Raw genomic sequence first — 17,742 nt, 5'->3', positions numbered from 1 at the left:
GCGTGTGGGTCGGGGGGGTTGTGGTCGGGCGGGCCGGTGCGACGCGGTGCCGTGCGGGGGCGCTGTCGGTGGGGGCGTGTAGCGTCGTTGGGGGTCACGGTGTCCTCTGCTGGTTGCTCGGTGGTGGCTCTGGTGGCTGCGTGAAGGGGCCTCTGGGCGCGTCCGGGCCGGCAAGCATGGAGCGTCCGGGGCCTCTTCGTTGCGTGAAGTGCGAAGCGGTCCGCTGTCCGACTCTATGGGCAGAGCCTGGCAACGGGACGTTCGTCACCGGCAGCTGACAGGGAGTCGGAGCATCGCGCGGGTGCGCACATGCATAGCGTGCATCCTGGGTCGGTGTGCTTTGTCTTGAGGGACCTGTAGTGCCGTTGAGCAGGCCTGATGGGGGCCTTGAGGCTTTGGTGGTGCTGGTCCGGGCGCGGACGGGCCCTGCCGTTCGCCGTTGCTGGTGATGACCACGAACGGGAAGGCCCGGCACCGGACCCGGCCGTCGAAACCGTGACCGTGGCGTTCGGGTCGTCGGTGAACACCCTGCGTGGCCCTCGAGATGGCGGGGGCGGACCAGTTCCGGGATGTCGTACGAGCCGTTCTCCAGGACATGGAGCAGGTCGTTGGGCAGGTCGATGTCGCTCTTGTCCAGCTCGTCGATGAGCAGGACGCGGGGCAGCTCGTAGGGCAGCAGGGAGGTGCCCAGCGGGTCGAACCGCACGAAGTCCCCGATGCGTGCCGCGGTACAGCCTTCCGGCGCCGCTGACGGGGTGTCCGCCTCCGGGGCGGCGTCGGCGGCCGGGGCGGCCCGGCCCCGTCCCAGGTGCACCTGGGCGCGGCCGACGGCGTCGTACTCGCACAGTCCGGAGCGCAGGGTGCTGTGCGAGGTGATCCTCCAGCGCAGGACGCGACCCACGCCCAGTTCGCGGGCGATGCGGTAGGCCAGCGTGGACTTCCCGATGCCGGGCCGGCCGGTCACCAGCAGCGGCCCGCGCAGCATCAGGCCGTCGTTGAAGGCCCGCCAGCCGGGCGGCGAGGGCGGGACGTCGGCGACGCGGATGTCGGGCAACGGCTGGCCGGTGCCCCGGTAGATCCACTAGCTGCGGCTGACGGGCCCGCCGTTGCGGCTGTTGTCCACCGGGTGCGGGACACGGTTCATGAGGTCCCCTCGTCCCGGGGCCCGTCAGGGGCCCGGCCCCGGCCCCGTACGAAGCCCCCGCCAGGGGGCTTCCCCCGTGCCGGCCACGGCCGGCCCCGGGCCGGGGCAGGTTGCTGTTCCTCATGAGCGATGCCGCTGACGTGGGCTGGTGATAGAGGGATGGTTAGAGCTTTCTCGTAGCGGGTTGTCGTGCGTGGGTAGGGGAGGGGCAGGGCGGTGATTCGGGCTGGGCGTGTGGGGTTGGTGTGGGGGGTGGCTGATCTGGCGGTGGCGTTGGAGGTGTCGGTGAAGACGTTGCGGAACACGAGGCCGTACGCCGCACCCGGCTTTCCCGCGCCCGTGAGCTCCCCGGAAGCGTAAGCTTGCCGGGATCATCCCCTGGTGGGCGGCCGGTTCCTGGCAGTGGTAGCCAGGAACCGACACACCGCATGACGCAAGGGGCCCTCACAGCTTGCCGGCAGGGGGCCCTTTCGCGTACGACGCCGCAGGTCGCCTGAAGGTGAGTCTCACTGGCGTGGTAGACCCCATCAGGCCAATACCCGCCCGTACCCCACCACGGGGCAGGGGCAGGAATCCGGGACGACCGGTCCGGCGGTGGGGTTGAACCGTGCCGGGACACGCGAAGATGATCGCCGCCCTTATGAGGGGCTGTCTTGAGCGAGAGGCGCTCAGGCGGGCGACTGAGCGGTGGGGGCACCGCCTGTTCACCGGACAGCTGGTGACCCGTGCAGCGCCTCCCAGATCGCGATGCGGGCGGGTGCGCCGGGGCGGGATGTTCCTGCTCAGGTCGTCGGCTACTCAGGGGTGAGCACGATCTTCTTACCGCTGGCCCGTCCGGTAACCACCCGGGCTGGCGCAGCCGATCCCTCGCTCAGCGGCAGGGGGTTCCGGTGCGAGTTTCAAGGTTTCCGCGGCGGGGGTTGCATGCGGAGGCCGGGAAGATCGCCCGACCCGTGGCGTAGATCACTTGTGCCACGGGATACTTCCGGTGCCCGCCGCACAACGTGTCCCACGGAGATGGAAGGACTCGAACCGCCTTGAAATGCATACGTGTTCGACTTGGCATCCTTGGGCTTGCCCTGGTCACCGGCCTGTCCGTGCCCACGGCGGCCACTGCCGTTCCGACGACATCTTCGCCCACCGTCGAGGAACTGCGGCTCGACGGGGCCGTACCGCAGGAGATCCTCCGGCGCTCCGGATTGGACGACGCGGCACCGGAGTTCGCAAGTGAGCTGGCCAGCACCCACTCTTTCACACAAGCCCGGCGGATCGTCGTACGAGACGGGTCCGCGCTGTGGCGGCGGGCCGTGACGCGGGCGCAGGGGCAGGGGCCGGCGGGCGGTGATCTCAGCCGGGACGACGACCGGCCCTTGTACTGGGCCCGGTTGGGGATGACACGGGAGTTGCGCACCTGGGAGCCGGAGTTTGCGATCACGGACGCCCAGCGGGACACCTTGCTGGATCAGTTGGAGCGGACCTCGCGCGGGCAGACCGACATCCGGTATCCCGGGCATGCGCACGTGAAGCGCATCCTGCTCACCGGGTTCGATCCCTTCACCCTCGACCGGGACATCCGTATCTCCAACCCGTCCGGGGCGACCGCGCTCGCGCTCGACGGTACGGTCGTCGAGACCGCGGCGGGGCCCGCGCGGATCGAGACGGTCGTGTTTCCTGTGCGCTGGCAGGACTTTGCCGATGGCAGGGTGGAGCGGACGCTGCGGCCGTACCTGCCGAAGGTGGACCTGTTCACGACCGTGAGCCAGGGCCGGGCCGGCCGGTTCGACATCGAGCGCACCAACGGGGCCTGGCGAGGCGGCTTCCCGGACAACGACAACGTCTCTCGGACGGAGGCTGTCCCGGTCACGGATCCGGCCAGCCAACCGCAGTGGACGACCACGACACTGCCCTACACCGCCATCGTGGCCGCACACACGGGCCGGTTCCCGGTGTACGACCACACGGAGGTGACCGAGATCCCGGCGGGCGGCACCGATCCCGTCGTACGACCGGACGGCCCAACCCCCGGCTCCACGGCCCGCGCCGGGGGCGGCGGCAACTACCTTTCCAACGAGATCGCCTACCGGGCCACGCTGCTCCGGGACCGGCTGGGCCTGCATGACACGCTTCCCGGCGGCCATGTGCACACCCCAATCCTGCAGTTCGGCGCCGGCAACACCGACCCCGCGACCGGAACGGTCACCGACCCGGAGTTCGTGCGCAACCGGCTGGACATCATCGACCAGGTGCGAGCCATCGTGATGGTGGCGGCGGACGCCACACTCGTCAGAAAGTGATCTCCTTTGCGAGAGCGGGCGATCGTTGTCCGGCTGTCCGTACGGTGATCGTCGTGACGACCCGCCGCACTCTTGGCGCCTGTCCTCAGGCCGCGATCCGCGCCGCCCAGGCCGACCTCCTCGACGCCCTCCCCGGGGTCCGCCTGGTCGGCTTCGGGCACCTGAACCTCGGCTACGCCCCGTGGGGGTAGGCATGAGCGGCTGCGAGATGTCCAGCGCAGACCTGGCCCGGGTCGCGCCGCGGGTTGCGATGGGGCAGGCCGGAGAACGGACGGTGGCGGCCGCACGGTGAAGTGCAGCGGCGCTCCGTTCACGGCGCTGCGGGTACGGCTGTTGTGGTCTGGAACGCTAATTGTGCTGGTGGCCGGAGGAGTTGGGGCGAAGGGCGGGGATTTCTCGCAGGGCGACAGGCGGCAGATTCAGACGGCGGTGCTGGGCAGTGCGGACTCGGAGGTGCCGCTGATGCTGCCGTTGGAGGCGATCGAGCTGGACGCTTTCCGTCGTCTTCATACGGACGACACCTTCTGGTGCGGTCTGCTGCTGGGCGGCTGCGGCGGCCAGTTGACCACGAAGCTCTCCACCGATCGGGCCTGCCACTCTGCCCACCACCCGGACCCGGACGGCCAGCCGCACATCTGCCGGCGCCGTGCCCGAGGTGTGGCCAGCGCCGACCATCTGTACATGAAGTCCGCAGCCGCCACTTGGATCCGTGAGCGGGGCGAGCAGGACCGCTTCGACTTCGCTCGACCCGGCGGTGCGCCAGTCGGCTCCGTCGTGGACATCCCAGTTCAAGGGCCGGGGCTTCGGGTGCACCTGGACCAGGCGGTGGCCCCCGAGTGGTACGGCGAGAGCAGCCGGTGCCGCAGGCGGGGGCCCACGAACGCCCTGTTCGCACAAGGACGACTCCCGCCCCGGGTAATTGAACCAACGTCGGGACCGACGGTTGCAGAACCGTGAAATTTCTCGGTTTATTGGATCTCTTCTTGCTGGAAAAATTCCATCGGTGCCTCATTCGGGGGTATCGGTGCGACGGAACACCAGGGGGAAGTGTGACAGGGGCGACCAATCGGAACGGATGGAAAGCCAAACAGGGTGGCGATTCATGGACCGTTCCCGGCTACATCGACCTGAAGAAACTCGGTAAAGGCGGCAGTGGCCGGGTGGTGATCGCCCGTCATACCGCGACCGGCCGGAATGTCGCGATCAAGTACCTGAATGAGGAACTGTGTTCGAGGGAGGAATTCCGCACCGCCTTGCGCAGGGAGGCCCGGCTCCTCAGTGACCTGACATCGCCCCATGTGACCCGCTTGTACGAGTACGTCGAAGCCGAGCACGGCGCGGCCATCGTCATGGAACTGGTCTACGGGGCCGCGCTCCGCGCGCTGCTGAAGAAGGAGGGGCACACACACCCGGAGGCCGCCCTCGTCGTGCTGAAAGGATCCCTTCTCGGGCTGGCCGCCGCGCACGGCGTCGGTGTGGTGCACCGCGACTACAAGCCCGAAAACGTGCTGGTGAACTGGGACGGCCGGACCAAGCTGGTGGACTTCGGAATTTCTACGCGCACCGGCCGCCACCGGAACCTGAGTGGCACGTGTGCGTACATGCCCCCGGAGCAGTGGAAATCGGAGGCTGCCACCCCGGCCGGTGACGTGTACGCGGCGACCGCCACCCTCTACGAGTGCCTGACCGGCGTGCCCCCGTTCCCTGGTCCGGAAGTGTGGGACTTCCAGCGCCAGCACGTCGGGGACCCCGTGCCGGTGGACCAGGTGCCGGAAGAGGTACGCGGGCTGGTCCTGCGCGGCATGGCCAAGGACCCGGCGCTGCGGCCCCCGAGCGCCCTCGACTTCCTGCGGGAACTGGAGTGGGTGGCCGAGAGCGCGTACGGAGCCGACTGGGAGGAACGCGGCCAGAACCGACTGGCCGCGGTGGCGGCGGCCCTGGTGCCGCTGGCCGTCTCACGCCTGGACGCTCGTCTGGTCGGCTCCTCGGCCGAACTGGCGCAGACCGTGCTGACCGCACGGCGCCGCAGTCGGCTACGCGGACGGGGCGATGTGCTCACCGGGGCGGCCGCCGTGGCGGTGGCGGGACTGCTGAGCCTGGTGCCCAGCGGCTGGGCGGGCGGGGCCGAAGCGCACGCCGGTGCCAACACCCAGGCCGTCACCAGGCTCGACGCGCCGAAGGACACAGGTTCGGCGAAGGGGACGCGGGGCACCGGGCGGAGCCACCCGGCCGCGTCGGCCTCGGACTCCGACAGGGCTGCTTCTTCCGGCGCCCAGGACGGCGACGGCCGCACAGACAGCGGCGCCGGCATCGCGCCCGCCGATGGCGACACCGGTTCCGGCGCGGGTTCCGGCGGTGCGGCCGGGGACGGCGGCACGGACTCCAGGACACACACGGGTGTTACCGGCTCCGGCACGGACAAGGACAAGGACAGCGGGCACGGCGACACCGGGACGAAGACCGACGGCGGCACCGGCCCACAGGACGGGACCCGCAGCGGCGACACCGACACTCAAGGCCACAAGGACACCGGCACCCGGACCGACACCGACCACACTCACGAGAACACCACCACGGAGAAGGGGACCGACCACAGCGACACGGACTCCCACGACGACGGGAACGGTGGCGACGGGAACACCGACGTGGGGAACACCGACGTGGGGAACACCGGTGACGGGCACACTGGCGAGGGGAACGGCGGGACGGACACCACGGGCACCGGCCACACCGGCGGTGGCGGGGGCGTGGACTCCCGCACAGGGACCACAGGCCACGCCGGATCCGAGGAGGGTGGCACCACCGAAGGAAACGCGGCCAGGGGCACAGGTCACGGCCACTCAGGCGTGGGGACCGGCGGCCATCCCGGGTCGGCGGGAGGCACCGGGTCCGGCAAGGACGGGGGCACCGGCAGTGGCACCAGCGCCGGTGCCGGTTCGCCCGGCGGCTCGGGCCTCGTCTCCGGAACGCTGTCGCTCAGCACCAGCACCCAGAACGGCACCACCACCCAGAGCGGCACCGGCTCCGGCGACTCCACCGGAGGCACCGGCACCGGTTCGACCTCGCCGTCGGCTGTGACCCCGCGGCAAGGGGTTCCGGTGGTCGTGAAGGGCGAGCCCCTGTGATGCCGGTCCACCGGGGTCTGTGAGAGCGAGCCGAACGGAGGGGCGAGGATGACGGACCGGGGCGAGCGCCCGGTGAGGCCATGGAAGTTACCGGATCCCGACGTGAAGCCGACCCTGCAGGACCCGGACGTGCAACAGACCATCAGGGACGTCGACGACGCCACCTACGTTCCGACCGTCCTCGACGCCCACTGGAGCAGCGCCGAGCCCGAGCCCGAGCCCGAGTTCGAGTCCGCTCCCGAGCCCAAGCCCAAGCCCGCGCCCGAGTCCGACGTCCTGCACTTCGGACCGGGCGTCCCGCCCCTGGGACTGACGGACACCGCCGTCGACGTCTGGCACCGCCCGGCGAAGCACAGGAGCCCGCAGGAGGCCCGCGGCCTCCTGCACAGGCTCCGCAGATACCGCCTGGCGGCGGCCGTCCTGGCCATCGTGCTGGCCTGGTTGTTCTGGCAACGGCACACGGCGGACCTGCGGATCACCCAGGTGACGGCGCGGACGGGCAGTGTTCTCGGATGCGGTGGAACAGCCGAGGTGGTGGCGGTGGTGAGAACCAACGGGGCGGCCGGCACGTTCACCTACGAGTGGAACCGCAGCGACGGCACCTCCTCGGGCCCACGCGAGGAACGGCTGGCCAGGGGGGAGGACGAGGCGAGCCTCCGCCTGCTGTGGACCTTCCACGGCAGGGGAACCGGCAAGGCGACCGCGCGGCTGGTCATCGAGTCCCCCGGCCGGCACACGGCGTCCGCGTCCTTCGCCTACACCTGCCGCTGATCCCACACGGCCGGCAGTCGCAGCGCCGGACGGCGCGGGCCGGCCCCGCCGGCCGCGCGGGTGGTACTCCCCGGAGCACGCGCTGGGGGCGCCCTTCGTAGGCGCCGATGTCACCCGCCCAGATGGGATCATCCCCGCAGGCGCGGGGACGACGTGGTGGTGATGGAGTCCCAGGCCCGAAGGTTCGAGCAACCCCCGCGGGCGCGGGGACGACAAATCAGCGGTGGCCGGGGCTGGCTGTGGTTCATGTGGGTATGTGGCATCCACGACTGCGGGAAGGCATGCCCGGCGTTCCAGGCCGCGGACGCTCTTGAGGCGGCGCCGGTTCTGGCGGCGGGGCTGGCGGCGGGGCGGCTACCGACGGGCCGGTACAAGCGGTGGCGTCATGACGTGGCCGGCGCCGTGCTGCTGTTGCCGCGGCTGGTTGCGGAGTGGGGTGGCCAGGAGGCCGCCGGGTGGGTGTGGCCGCTGGTCGCCGGACACCACGGCACATTCCCGTCGGCTGCTGCGCTCAGCCCGCCGCGAGGAGCCCAGGGGCGGGGCGCTGCATGGGAGGAGGCCCAGCGGGCGGTCGTGGATGTCTTCACACGTGCGGTCGGTTTTCAGGATCTGGCGGACGTGCGGCCGGTGGGCTCGCTGCGTAAGGGCGAGCAGCTGGCGCTGTCGGGCCTGATCGTGATGGCGGACTGGATCTCCAGCGACCACAGCCAGTTACAGTCCGCCGTGGTGGAGAACGCCATCGGCGACGACCTGCCCCTGCCGGTGAAAGCCCTGCTCGCTCAGGACGACTGGCTGCGTGAAGCCCTGCTGGAGTGCGTGGCACAGGCGGACCAGGTCGCCCGTGCCCTGGACGGTCTCAACAACGATCTGCGGATCGCTGCCGGCGGCGATCCGCTGCCCCGCGAAAAAGGCAGCCGGCCGTCCGCTCAGTTCGTGCACTGCCTTGATGCAACCATGCGCCGCCTGCTGGCCGGGCTGCGAACCGTCGACGAGGACGACGAGGAACTCCTGGAGCGCGCCCAGCTCGCGTGGGAGCAGTCCGTGCAGATCGCCGCCGACCGGGAGGCAGGCCTCCTGCTCGCGGCAGCCCCGCCGCGGGCCGTGGTGGGCCGCACGGTGAAGAACGGTGACAAGGAGTTCGTCTACGACCTCGGGACTGGTAAGGCCGCATGTTGAGGTGTCGCGTGTTCCTTCGTGCCGATGGGTGCCCTGTCACCGTGTGTGGTCTCCGGGGGAGTATCGGCTCCAGGTACCGTCGGCCTCGATGACCACCGAGTGGCGATGCAGTCGCTCTCCCCGTGGGGAAGGGCCAGTTTCTCCAGGCCGTCCTCGCGCATCGTCCACCGCCGATGCGGTGCCAGGCGGGAACCAGATGATGGTCGCCGAGCGCGTATCGGGCACAGATATGTGCGCGCTGGTGGGGCCCTACGATCTCAGACAGGCTGGCACGCACTGCACGACACCATGGGGGAACCGGATGTTGACCGAGGTGATGGAGGTACTGGCCGTGGCAGAAGGCAGCGCGGTGGTGCAAGCGGCGCACGGACGCGTGGCCGTGCGGTGAAGGGCTTCGACCTTCAGCTACCCACGGGTTCACCTATGCCGACTGAAAATCATCTCTAGCCTGCTGTCCATGGCTGAGGACCCACCGAACAGCAACCCACCGGACTCCGTCCCGACCACCGGTGACGGCAGCACTCCGTCGCCGACCACCGGTGACGGCAGCACCCCGTCCAGTGGGACACAGGCAATCCCCCCGCCCCTCCTCGCCGCCGGCCGGGCACTCGTAGCCCTTCTCACGCTGATCATTGCTGGCGCCACCCTGTACCTGACGTTCCGGAGTGATGACAGGGATACCGCAGAAGAGCAGGACCGGGTGCAGGACCGGGAGCGTCTTTACGCGAACGAAGTCGGCTTCTATCGGACAGGGGACCAGGCGGCGGTCGCGAACGGCAGCACGCACTTCATGCCCATGCGTCTTGTGCTCCCCTCGAAGCACGTGTGGTGGGATCTGCAAGGCCCGGAGCCTTGCAAGCAAGTCTGGATTCCCTTTCGTTTTCTGATTGACGGGATGCACGAGAAACTTCCCAACCTGTCCCTTTCCGGCGACGACCTAGCTGACCTCCAACTCAGGTTCCAAGACCCTGCAGGGCGTGCCTGGTCCATCGACCGTACAGGCGCCTTATCGGCTACCACGCGGACGGCATCCACGAGAGAGGAAGGTACGCAGCTTGATCGCTCCGACCTGCTTCTCTATCCGAACGAGCCCTGGATGACGAAAGCCCAGATCTCGGCCGGATGCGGTCCTTCGTGACACCCGGTCAAGAACGTCAGGAATCTCGGCGCAACGTCGAAGTCTCCAGGCGATCGAGTGAACCCCCGCTCACCAGTGCCGCAGGTCAGAAGATGGTGGGTCGAGCAGAAGGAACTCACGGGAGTCCCGACAGAGGGCCGGGGCACCATATTCACGCCCAGGACGCCAGCGCCCGGCGACCCTGCGTCCGAGCCGGCCGACGGGACAGCCTTGAGCGCCGTGCCAGCCCCGCTCTCCGGGGAGCCCGCGCCCGCGTAGGCCGATCCGGGCCGGCCGTTGCACCACCGGTCCCCGCCCCGGGAACGAGAACGGGCGCGAGGCGTGGTGCACCACCGGAGCTGAGGCAGGGGAGGGGAGGGGGGCCCACGGACCCGCCGTGTAACCCGCCTCCGGTGCTATCGAGCGGCTCGAATCCCCCGCAGGCGCCTCGGCGGTTATCTGGGGTTGCCGAAACTTTCGTGCAGGCCGGAGGTGAAATGAATGCTTCTGGCACGTGAGGCACGTTGACGGGGCGCTCTCACAGTCCCGCCGTCAGGATGCAGATGCCTGGACCGCCTACCAGGCCGGTCACCACCGCGGGGAAACCGACGAGAACCCCCTACACGGCGTGCAGCGTCTTCCGCTCGGGCAAGGGCTGACGCAGTCCCAGCTCGCAGTTCTCGCTCTGCCTCTGACCGCCCGCTGCCAGACACTCCCATGGAGCCGCCCCGTGAGCACATCCCCACCGCCGCACTGGCCGCACTGCGGGCATGGCGCAAATCCGGCCACCGATCCGGTCGGCTGCCGCGGCCTTCACGCCCCCGGCCATACCGTGTGCCTGGCCCACCTCAGCGACTCGGATCGCAACGCCTACCTGGCGAGCTTGACCCCTGGCGTCGACATCGACCACCGTGGCACCCCCTTCACCGAAGGACTACTCGCCGCCCTCCTCGCCGCCCTCAGCGATCCCGCCACCCACACCGCCCACTTTCGGGACGCCCGGTTCGACAAGGCGCGGTTCTCCGGCAACGCTGACTTCGCCGGGGCGCGGTTCTCCGGTGACGCCGAGTTCGACGAGGCGCGGTTCTCCGGTGACGCTGACTTCGTCGGGGCGCAGTTCTCCAACTACGCCGGGTTCGCCGAGGCGCAGTTCGCCAGCACCGCCCTGTTCAACGAGGCGCGGCTTGAGGGTGTGCCGGTGCTGGGGCCGCTAGTGTGCGCGGCGCGTGGAGGTGTCCGGGGCTGTGTTCGGGCTGCCGGTGACGGTAGAGATTGCGGCGCGGGAGGTGGTGTGTGAGCGGACGCGGTGGGAATCGACGGCAACCGTGCGACTTCGGTACGCGGCCGTGAACCTCAGCCACGCTCGACTACTGGGACGGGCGATGACCGACAACGTGCTCCCTGCACCCGCGGGGATGGTCCGTTCCCTTTTGTGTCTGCCGTCCGGCTGGCAGGCGCGCGAGGTCAGGCGGTTCGGCGTCCCAGGAGGGAGCAAGGCGCATATCCTCGGGGTGTCTATGGCGTCAGATAGCGGGCGCCGAATACTGGAGGTAATACCTCGTGCTGATTGCTCAGCGTCCTTCGTTGACCGAAGAGGTCGTCGACGAGTTCCGTTCCCGGTTCGTGATCGAGCCGCTGGAGCCGGGCTTCGGCTACACCCTCGGTAACTCCCTGCGCCGCACCCTCCTGTCGTCGATCCCCGGTGCCGCTGTCACCAGCATCCGCATCGACGGCGTCCTGCACGAGTTCACCACCGTGCCGGGCGTCAAGGAGGACGTCACCGACCTGATCCTCAACATCAAGCAGCTGGTCGTCTCCTCGGAGCACGACGAGCCGGTCGTGATGTACCTGCGCAAGCAGGGTCCGGGTCTGGTCACCGCCGCCGACATCGCGCCCCCGGCCGGTGTCGAGGTGCACAACCCCGACCTGGTCCTCGCCACGCTCAATGGCAAGGGCAAGCTGGAGATGGAGCTCACGGTCGAGCGCGGTCGCGGTTACGTCTCCGCCGTGCAGAACAAGCAGGTGGGCCAGGAGATCGGCCGTATCCCGGTCGACTCCATCTACTCGCCGGTGCTGAAGGTCACGTACAAGGTCGAGGCGACCCGTGTCGAGCAGCGCACCGACTTCGACAAGCTGATCGTCGACGTCGAGACCAAGCAGGCGATGCGTCCGCGTGACGCCATGGCGTCGGCCGGTAAGACCCTGGTCGAGCTGTTCGGTCTCGCCCGCGAGCTGAACATCGACGCCGAGGGCATCGACATGGGCCCGTCCCCCACGGACGCCGCCCTGGCCGCCGACCTCGCGCTGCCGATCGAGGAGCTGGAGCTCACGGTCCGCTCCTACAACTGCCTCAAGCGTGAGGGCATCCACTCCGTGGGTGAGCTCGTCGCCCGTTCCGAGGCCGACCTGCTGGACATCCGCAACTTCGGTGCGAAGTCCATCGACGAGGTAAAGGCGAAGCTGGCCGGCATGGGCCTGGCCTTCAAGGACAGCCCGCCCGGATTCGACCCGACCGCTGCGGCGGGTGCCTTCGGCGCCGACGACGACGCGGACGCGGGTTTTATCGAGACCGAGCAGTACTGAATGCTGCACGGGTCGCGGTCGATCCGGCACCGGCTCGACCGCGACACCCGTCCTGTATGAGGGTGCTGGGGTTCCGCGGAAAGCAAGGGTGTTCTTACGAAGCGATTTCGGTTGGCTCGTCCCAATGAGTAGCAGTGACCTCCCGGGGGCGTCGGACGGCCAACCAGTCAAGCCGCGACCGCTGCATGAGTGCTTTCAGCCATACCCGGGCCCCTGGTCTACCGAGGGCACGAAGGACCGGCAACGACCTGCCAACACGGTATGGAGTACTTCAACTGGCCGATGGGTGCCCGAGCTGGAGGGTCTGAGCGTCTCCTTTGGCGGGGTAGTTGGTGGCCGCACGCCGCTGGCCGGCGATGTGGATGACCGCGCCGACTGCGACGGCCGAGACCGAGAAGACCATCAGGGCAATCTCCGAGACGACGGTCAGCGCGACATCGGCCTGGGCGGCACGCACTCGACTGTCGAATTCCGGATCGACCAGCCCTCCGGGGTCCCGCACTACCTGTACGCGGTCGCCGACCCGGTCGTCCGCACCGCATGGGATGGCATCGGCGGTCGGCTTGGCAGAACCGTCGTAGCGGACCGTGCAGTCATACGTGGTCGACTTCCCGTGGTGGACCTCGATCCGTGTGATGACGGCCGGCCGCGATACCCCTCGTGTCTGCAGGACAAGGGCCTGGGACGCCTGCATGGCGAACAGCGGCGTGGCGATCATCGGCGCGAACATCAGCGCTAGGGCCACCCCCCGCAGAACGGCGGAAGGAGACAGGGACATCACTGCAACCAGCAGCCAGACGACGCCAACCAGACACAACACGATCGAGGGCACCAGCATCCAGCGCAACGGTCCCAAGACCCCGCCAACGGCGGGCAGTAGCGCGGCGGCCGGGACCGACAATGCGGTCAGCACTGGGCGGCGGGGATATTCCAAATCGGCCGCCCGCTTCCTCCCGGCCCGCTTCGTACCCGTCGCCAACGCATCCCCCGTCCGACCCTCTTGGCCGTGTCACGATCATTGTCGGACAGGGACGGAACGTTGTCGTGCGCCGGGGCGCTCACCAGTCGCCGACCGCCTCTCGGGGCTGCGTGCGTACCCGGACGCAGGCAGCCGCGGCCGCTAATCGATCTCCAGACTCTCCAGCCCTGGGTCGCCAACGAGAACGAGTTGGCTGACGGCGTGACCGTCTCGGGTATGGAAGGCGACACGGTAAAGGCCCGGTACCTCTGAGGTGATTGTTGCTGTCGGGTGTTTGCAGTAAGTCCGTGGAACGAGTCGACGTTTTCGGCAATGGCGTGCCAAGTTTGGCCGGCCTCTACGAGGTCGGGCGTTGAGATGCCGCATCCGGGCTCGCCGAGGGGTGAGCCTTGTGGTTCCTCTTCGAGGAGGATGTCGATCACTGCGTTGAGGCTGGCTTCGGCGCGGGCCAGGTCGCCGTGTTGGATCGGTACGGTGGACAGGTGTTTGCTGCGTGCTGCGGAGTCGCGGTAGACGGTGCCGTCGCCCTGGACGGGGAAGTAGGTGATCTTGCCGTCGTTGTCCCGGATGAGGGAGCTGTCGCTGTTGTGCCGGGGACCGTCGAAGTGGGCTTTCGCCTTGCCGTTGGTCAGGGTCAGGCTCTGCCAGGTTGCCTGGCGGGTGCCGACCAGGCTGCTGTGGTCGGGGAGTGCGACGTTGTGCTGGCTATTGTGGAAGTCGAAGGACGCGCGTGCCAGGTCGGGGTTGCCGCCGAGGTCCTTGATGAGACCGGCGTCGAGGCGGATCACGTCGTTGTCCTTGCGTAGGCATCGGTAGAGGGGCAGCAGGTCGTGCAGGCCGGGCATCGTGTGGCACAGGCGCTGGAGATTACGGTGGGGCATGCGTACGGGTGCGCCGCGGCCGGTGTTGAGGATGACGGCGGCTTTGACCGAGCTCGGGACCGGGGGCGGCCGCCACGGCCAAGTCACGAGGATTCACCCGGCGCGGGAGGAGCGATCAACGCCGACCCTCTCCGTTTTCCAGCCGATGCCGCTCCAGCCGGATCGCGCACAGATGGCGCGCCTCGTACACGAGCGAGCGCCAGGCGCCAGCCGAGGAAGCGTCACGCGGGCCCTAGGTGTCCCAGAAAGCGGTCCGCTCGTCCTGCTTGGCGCCGGCCATGCGAATGGTCCAGTCAGCGGCCGGGTCACCGAAGAGCGTGCGGTCCCGCGCACGCCGTGGACGGGTGTGGCACCGTGGACGCAGGCGGGTCCGCCACTCCCCCCGTGGTGGCGGACAACGCCTTTCTACGTGGCCGTCGACTCCGGCTCCGTCGGCGCGCCCTCCTTGATGACCTGCCGCAGATCGGTGTACATCCGCAGCCGAACACCGGGCTGGCCGACGTCCCGGGTGGTGTGCTCGGCGGTCGAGGTGCCCCACAGGCGGGCGATCGCGGTCTGGAAGGCAAAGACGGTGGCATCGTCACGGCCCGCCACGTCGATGACGAGCAGGCCGGGCTCGGACAGGTGCGCTTCTCGAATACCGGGCGGCAGCAGGCTGGTTAGGCTGATCAGGTCCTGCGCCGACGCCCCGTACGGGGCACCTCCCCACCCGCTGCGGTACGCCGCGCCTTCTCCCGGGAACCTCTCCTGCGCACCTGACCGACGGAGATAGGAGGTCCCATGTCGCAGGAGGCTGCCGAGGCGGTCGATCCGAAAACCGATGCGGACGAAGAGGCACTGGAGCGTGCCATCGCAGCGGGCCGGTCCGGCGCTCAGCCCGGCGGGACGGACAATTCGAGCCCGAAGAACGCTCTGACCCGGTCCGACGGAAGCCCGGCTGCCCGCAGGCAGCCGAGCGGGGAGTAGGAGGCGCGGCGTGGCGCTGAGGTTCAAGAACAACTACGAGCGCGAAATCTGGACGATGGTCGAGCGGTACCAGCCCAACTGTTCGGCCAGCAGCAACTGGCTGAAGGAGGGCTGGTGGAAGATCGGCCCCGGGGGGACCGCCGTCGTCTACGGCGGTGACGCAAAAGCCGTCAACCCGATCTGGTACTGCTACGCCTACGCGGGCGACGGCACCGAGTGGCGGGACAAATACCAGGAGACGGTCCCGAACACGGTCTTCGAGTGGTGTTCGAACGTCTCGGACTCGAACTCACGGACGATCCTCATGCTGGAGTTCACCGTGACCACCTCGGACTTCACGTTCAACTTCAACCCGTAGTCGGCAGACCCGGGCGACCGACCGACCCGGGCCACCCGCCCCGCCCCAGGCGGGGCGGACGGTCTGGCCGGGCTCGAGTGCGAAGGGGAAACGCCGTCGGGAACACGTAAGCCGATGACCGTCCGTGGTGGAAGGGTGTCCGTTTCGTAGCATGAGCAAATGATCAGGTCCGTTGAACAGTGCCCCCAGCAGCGGCGCGAGCGGCAGAAGCCCGTGCGCCGTCACCGCCTGTCCGCCCTCGGTCTGGTCGGGACCGGCGTGGCGGTTGTCGCGGTGTTCGCATTCCGCGCCGGCTCCGAGGACGCAGCCTCCAGCGGCTCCGCCCAAGCCCACGTGCGGAAGCCCGGGACCACGACGTCCGGTGCGCCGGCGCCGCCGCGCCCTGTCGGCAACGTGCGGATCGCCGCCGTGGGAGACATCGTGATGGGCTCGCTGCCGGACGACCTGCCGCCGGATGGCGGCGCCTCGTTCTTTGACCCCGTCGACGACCTGCTCGCCGGCGATGTGGTGCTGGGGAACCTGGAGGGCACACTCACCACCGGCGGGTCCAGCAAGTGCGACGACAACGACAGCCCGAACTGCTTCGCGTTCCACGCCCCGCCGTCCTACGCCCGCTGGTTCAAGAAGGCCGGGTTCACGGTCCTGAACACGGCGAACAATCACATCGACGACTTCGGGGCCGACGGGCGGCGCGAGACGTTCGCCGCCCTGCGCTCCGTGAACCTGCCGTTCACCGGCCGCCTGGGCCAGATCACCGTCCAGCGGCCACACGGCATCCGGGTCGCGGTGATCGGGTTCGCTCCCGACCAAGGGGCGAACGACCTCACGGACATCCCCGCCGCAAAGCGGCTCACCGCCCGCGCCGCAACGATGGCGGACATCGTGATCGTCATGATGCACGCCGGCGCGGAAGGCTCCGACCGCACCCACGTGGAACCCGGCACCGAGTACTTCCTTGGGGAGGACCGCGGCGACAGCTACCGCTTCAGCCGTGCGGTGATCGACGCCGGCGCCGACCTCGTCGTGGGCAGCGGCCCGCACGTGATGCGGGGAATGGAGTTCTACAAGGGCCGACTGATCGCCTACAGCCTGGGGAACTTCTCCGGCTACAAGGTGCTCGGCCTCGGCGGCACACTCTCCACCAGCGGCGTGCTGCAACTGACCCTCCGCTCCGACGGCACCTATGTGTCCGGGCGCCTGCGCCCGACCCGGATCGTGGAGCCCGGCACACCGGAGCCGGGCGGTGAGGCGATCGATCTCGTCTCCAGCGTGTCGGAGGAGGACTTCGGCTCCCAGGCCGCCCACATCTCGGCCGATGGGACGATCCAGCGCCCATAACCGGGCGCCGGCGCCGGCCCGGCCGTTCCCGGACCAGGGTATTGGCCGTGTGTTGTTGGCCGTACACCTCTGTGGGGTGCCGCCTATCCGGCGTTTCACCGGGCAGGCCGAGGGAGCGGGTTTCGGCCGGTGTCCGGTTGTGGATCACCTGGTGTGGTGGTGATGGGGAGGGCAGATCGTTTCTACGCTTTCATAGAGTTACATTCCGTGATCGTACGGTGGCTGCCGGAGCCGCCGGTGACGACGGAGGTACCGAGATGAAGAAGGCGTTGACGGGCTTGGCGGCGGCCGGTCTCATCCAAACGGCTGCTGCGGCTTGGGGCTCACCGATCCGGACGCTCAAGTTCTAGAGCGCACCCCGCGCGAGTGCGACGACGCCGGGGAGGCGGGCAGGGAACTGCGGCCGCTGCGCTGGGCCTGGTGCCGTCGTGGGCCAAGGACCTCAAGATCGGCGCTCGGATGATCAACGCCCGCGTGGAGACCGTGCACGAAAAACCCGCCTTCCGTCGCGCGTTCCTCAAGCGCCGCTGCCTGCTGCCGGCCGACGGCTTCTACGAGTGGCAGCAGGCCAAGGACCCCGCAACAGGCAAGACCCGCAAGCAGCCGTTCTTCATCCACCCCGAGGACGACCAGGTGATGGCGCTCGCCGGGCTGTACGAGTACTGGCGCAACCCAGAGGTCAAACAGGACGACGACCCCACAGCCTGGCTGATGACCTGCACCATCATCACCACCGAGGCCACCGACGCCGCCGGCCGCGTGCACCCCCGCATGCCGCTCGCACTCACCCCCGACCACTACGACACCTGGCTCGACCCCGGCCACCAGGTCCTGCCCCGCCGACCTGACGGCAGGTGCCGACGGCTCACGCCCAACGGCTTGTGGCCCGCCCGGGACGACGTGCGATGGGTCCCGGACAGGCTCCGCTCCTACTCTGCAGGGAAAAGCGTCTCGGGGCTCGGAGGTGCGTTCATGTGGCGTAGCGGAGAAGCTCAGCCGTCACTCGGCGT

Annotated in this window: 14 protein-coding genes and 2 pseudogenes; 12 read left to right on the top strand and 4 right to left on the bottom strand. The window is 69.0% G+C overall.

Features of this window, described 5'->3' with window-relative positions:
• Positions 1 to 414 precede the first annotated feature (414 nt).
• A pseudogene (locus ACZ41I_RS35820) lies at positions 415 to 1,054 on the bottom strand (MoxR family ATPase); the annotation flags it as partial.
• A gap of 1,127 nt (positions 1,055 to 2,181) precedes the next feature.
• On the opposite strand from ACZ41I_RS35820, the gene ACZ41I_RS35815 reads away from it, so the two are divergent.
• The 9 genes from ACZ41I_RS35815 (at position 2,182) to ACZ41I_RS35775 (ending at position 12,210) form a co-directional block, all read left to right on the top strand.
• Positions 2,182 to 3,438, top strand: a complete 1,257-nt coding sequence (locus ACZ41I_RS35815) for a pyroglutamyl-peptidase I (protein WP_468516058.1) — start codon at positions 2,182 to 2,184, stop codon at positions 3,436 to 3,438.
• A 53-nt stretch (positions 3,439 to 3,491) separates the two neighbouring features.
• The gene (locus ACZ41I_RS35810) at positions 3,492 to 3,629 is read left to right on the top strand and encodes a hypothetical protein (protein ID WP_468516057.1); all 138 of its coding nucleotides are present in this window, start codon (positions 3,492 to 3,494) and stop codon (positions 3,627 to 3,629) included.
• Positions 3,630 to 3,726: 97 nt separating this feature from the next.
• Positions 3,727 to 4,395, top strand: coding sequence for a hypothetical protein (locus tag ACZ41I_RS35805; RefSeq protein WP_468516056.1), 669 nt, complete (start codon positions 3,727 to 3,729; stop codon positions 4,393 to 4,395).
• Positions 4,396 to 4,487: 92 nt separating this feature from the next.
• Positions 4,488 to 6,563, top strand: coding sequence for a serine/threonine-protein kinase (locus tag ACZ41I_RS35800; RefSeq protein ID WP_468516055.1), 2,076 nt, complete (start codon positions 4,488 to 4,490; stop codon positions 6,561 to 6,563).
• Positions 6,564 to 6,665: 102 nt separating this feature from the next.
• Positions 6,666 to 7,334, top strand: a complete 669-nt coding sequence (locus ACZ41I_RS35795) for a hypothetical protein (RefSeq protein WP_468516054.1) — start codon at positions 6,666 to 6,668, stop codon at positions 7,332 to 7,334.
• Between the two features lie 162 nt (positions 7,335 to 7,496).
• The gene (locus ACZ41I_RS35790; RefSeq protein WP_468516106.1) at positions 7,497 to 8,510 is read left to right on the top strand and encodes a CRISPR-associated endonuclease Cas3''; all 1,014 of its coding nucleotides are present in this window, start codon (positions 7,497 to 7,499) and stop codon (positions 8,508 to 8,510) included.
• A 457-nt stretch (positions 8,511 to 8,967) separates the two neighbouring features.
• Positions 8,968 to 9,648 carry a hypothetical protein gene (locus ACZ41I_RS35785; protein WP_468516053.1) on the top strand — a complete coding sequence of 227 codons (681 nt, stop codon included), beginning with the start codon at positions 8,968 to 8,970 and terminating at the stop codon, positions 9,646 to 9,648.
• Between the two features lie 862 nt (positions 9,649 to 10,510).
• Positions 10,511 to 10,924 carry a pentapeptide repeat-containing protein gene (locus ACZ41I_RS35780; protein ID WP_468516052.1) on the top strand — a complete coding sequence of 138 codons (414 nt, stop codon included), beginning with the start codon at positions 10,511 to 10,513 and terminating at the stop codon, positions 10,922 to 10,924.
• A 263-nt stretch (positions 10,925 to 11,187) separates the two neighbouring features.
• Positions 11,188 to 12,210 carry a DNA-directed RNA polymerase subunit alpha gene (locus tag ACZ41I_RS35775; RefSeq protein ID WP_468516051.1) on the top strand — a complete coding sequence of 341 codons (1,023 nt, stop codon included), beginning with the start codon at positions 11,188 to 11,190 and terminating at the stop codon, positions 12,208 to 12,210.
• Between the two features lie 271 nt (positions 12,211 to 12,481).
• Here the strand turns inward: ACZ41I_RS35775 and ACZ41I_RS35770 are convergent, their stop codons facing one another.
• The 3 genes from ACZ41I_RS35770 to ACZ41I_RS35760 form a co-directional block, all read right to left on the bottom strand.
• Positions 12,482 to 13,123: a hypothetical protein gene (locus tag ACZ41I_RS35770; RefSeq protein ID WP_468516050.1), complete on the bottom strand. Its 642-nt coding sequence runs from the start codon at positions 13,121 to 13,123 to the stop codon at positions 12,482 to 12,484.
• Positions 13,117 to 14,034: a hypothetical protein gene (locus ACZ41I_RS35765; protein ID WP_468516049.1), complete on the bottom strand. Its 918-nt coding sequence runs from the start codon at positions 14,032 to 14,034 to the stop codon at positions 13,117 to 13,119. Before ACZ41I_RS35765 ends, ACZ41I_RS35770 begins: the two co-directional genes overlap by 7 nt.
• A 441-nt stretch (positions 14,035 to 14,475) precedes the next feature.
• The gene (locus ACZ41I_RS35760) at positions 14,476 to 15,063 is read right to left on the bottom strand and encodes a DUF6207 family protein (RefSeq protein ID WP_468516048.1); all 588 of its coding nucleotides are present in this window, start codon (positions 15,061 to 15,063) and stop codon (positions 14,476 to 14,478) included.
• Between ACZ41I_RS35760 and ACZ41I_RS35755 the strand changes: the two genes are divergently transcribed.
• From ACZ41I_RS35755 to ACZ41I_RS35745, 3 genes and pseudogenes are all read left to right on the top strand, one after another.
• Positions 15,047 to 15,394, top strand: coding sequence for a DUF1036 domain-containing protein (locus ACZ41I_RS35755; protein WP_468516047.1), 348 nt, complete (start codon positions 15,047 to 15,049; stop codon positions 15,392 to 15,394). The two genes, ACZ41I_RS35760 and ACZ41I_RS35755, sit on opposite strands and share 17 nt — an antisense overlap.
• Before the next feature lie 159 nt (positions 15,395 to 15,553).
• Entirely contained in the window at positions 15,554 to 16,732 is a 1,179-nt protein-coding gene (locus ACZ41I_RS35750; RefSeq protein WP_468516046.1) for a CapA family protein, read from the top strand.
• A gap of 325 nt (positions 16,733 to 17,057) precedes the next feature.
• Positions 17,058 to 17,560: pseudogene (locus ACZ41I_RS35745) on the top strand (SOS response-associated peptidase); the annotation flags it as partial.
• Between the last annotated feature and the right edge of the window lie 182 nt (positions 17,561 to 17,742).

The sequence above is a fragment of the Streptomyces sp. NPDC030799 genome, assembly GCF_055572255.1.
The sequence above is the reverse complement of the archived record's forward strand: the minus strand, read 5'-3'. Positions and strand labels throughout refer to the sequence as shown.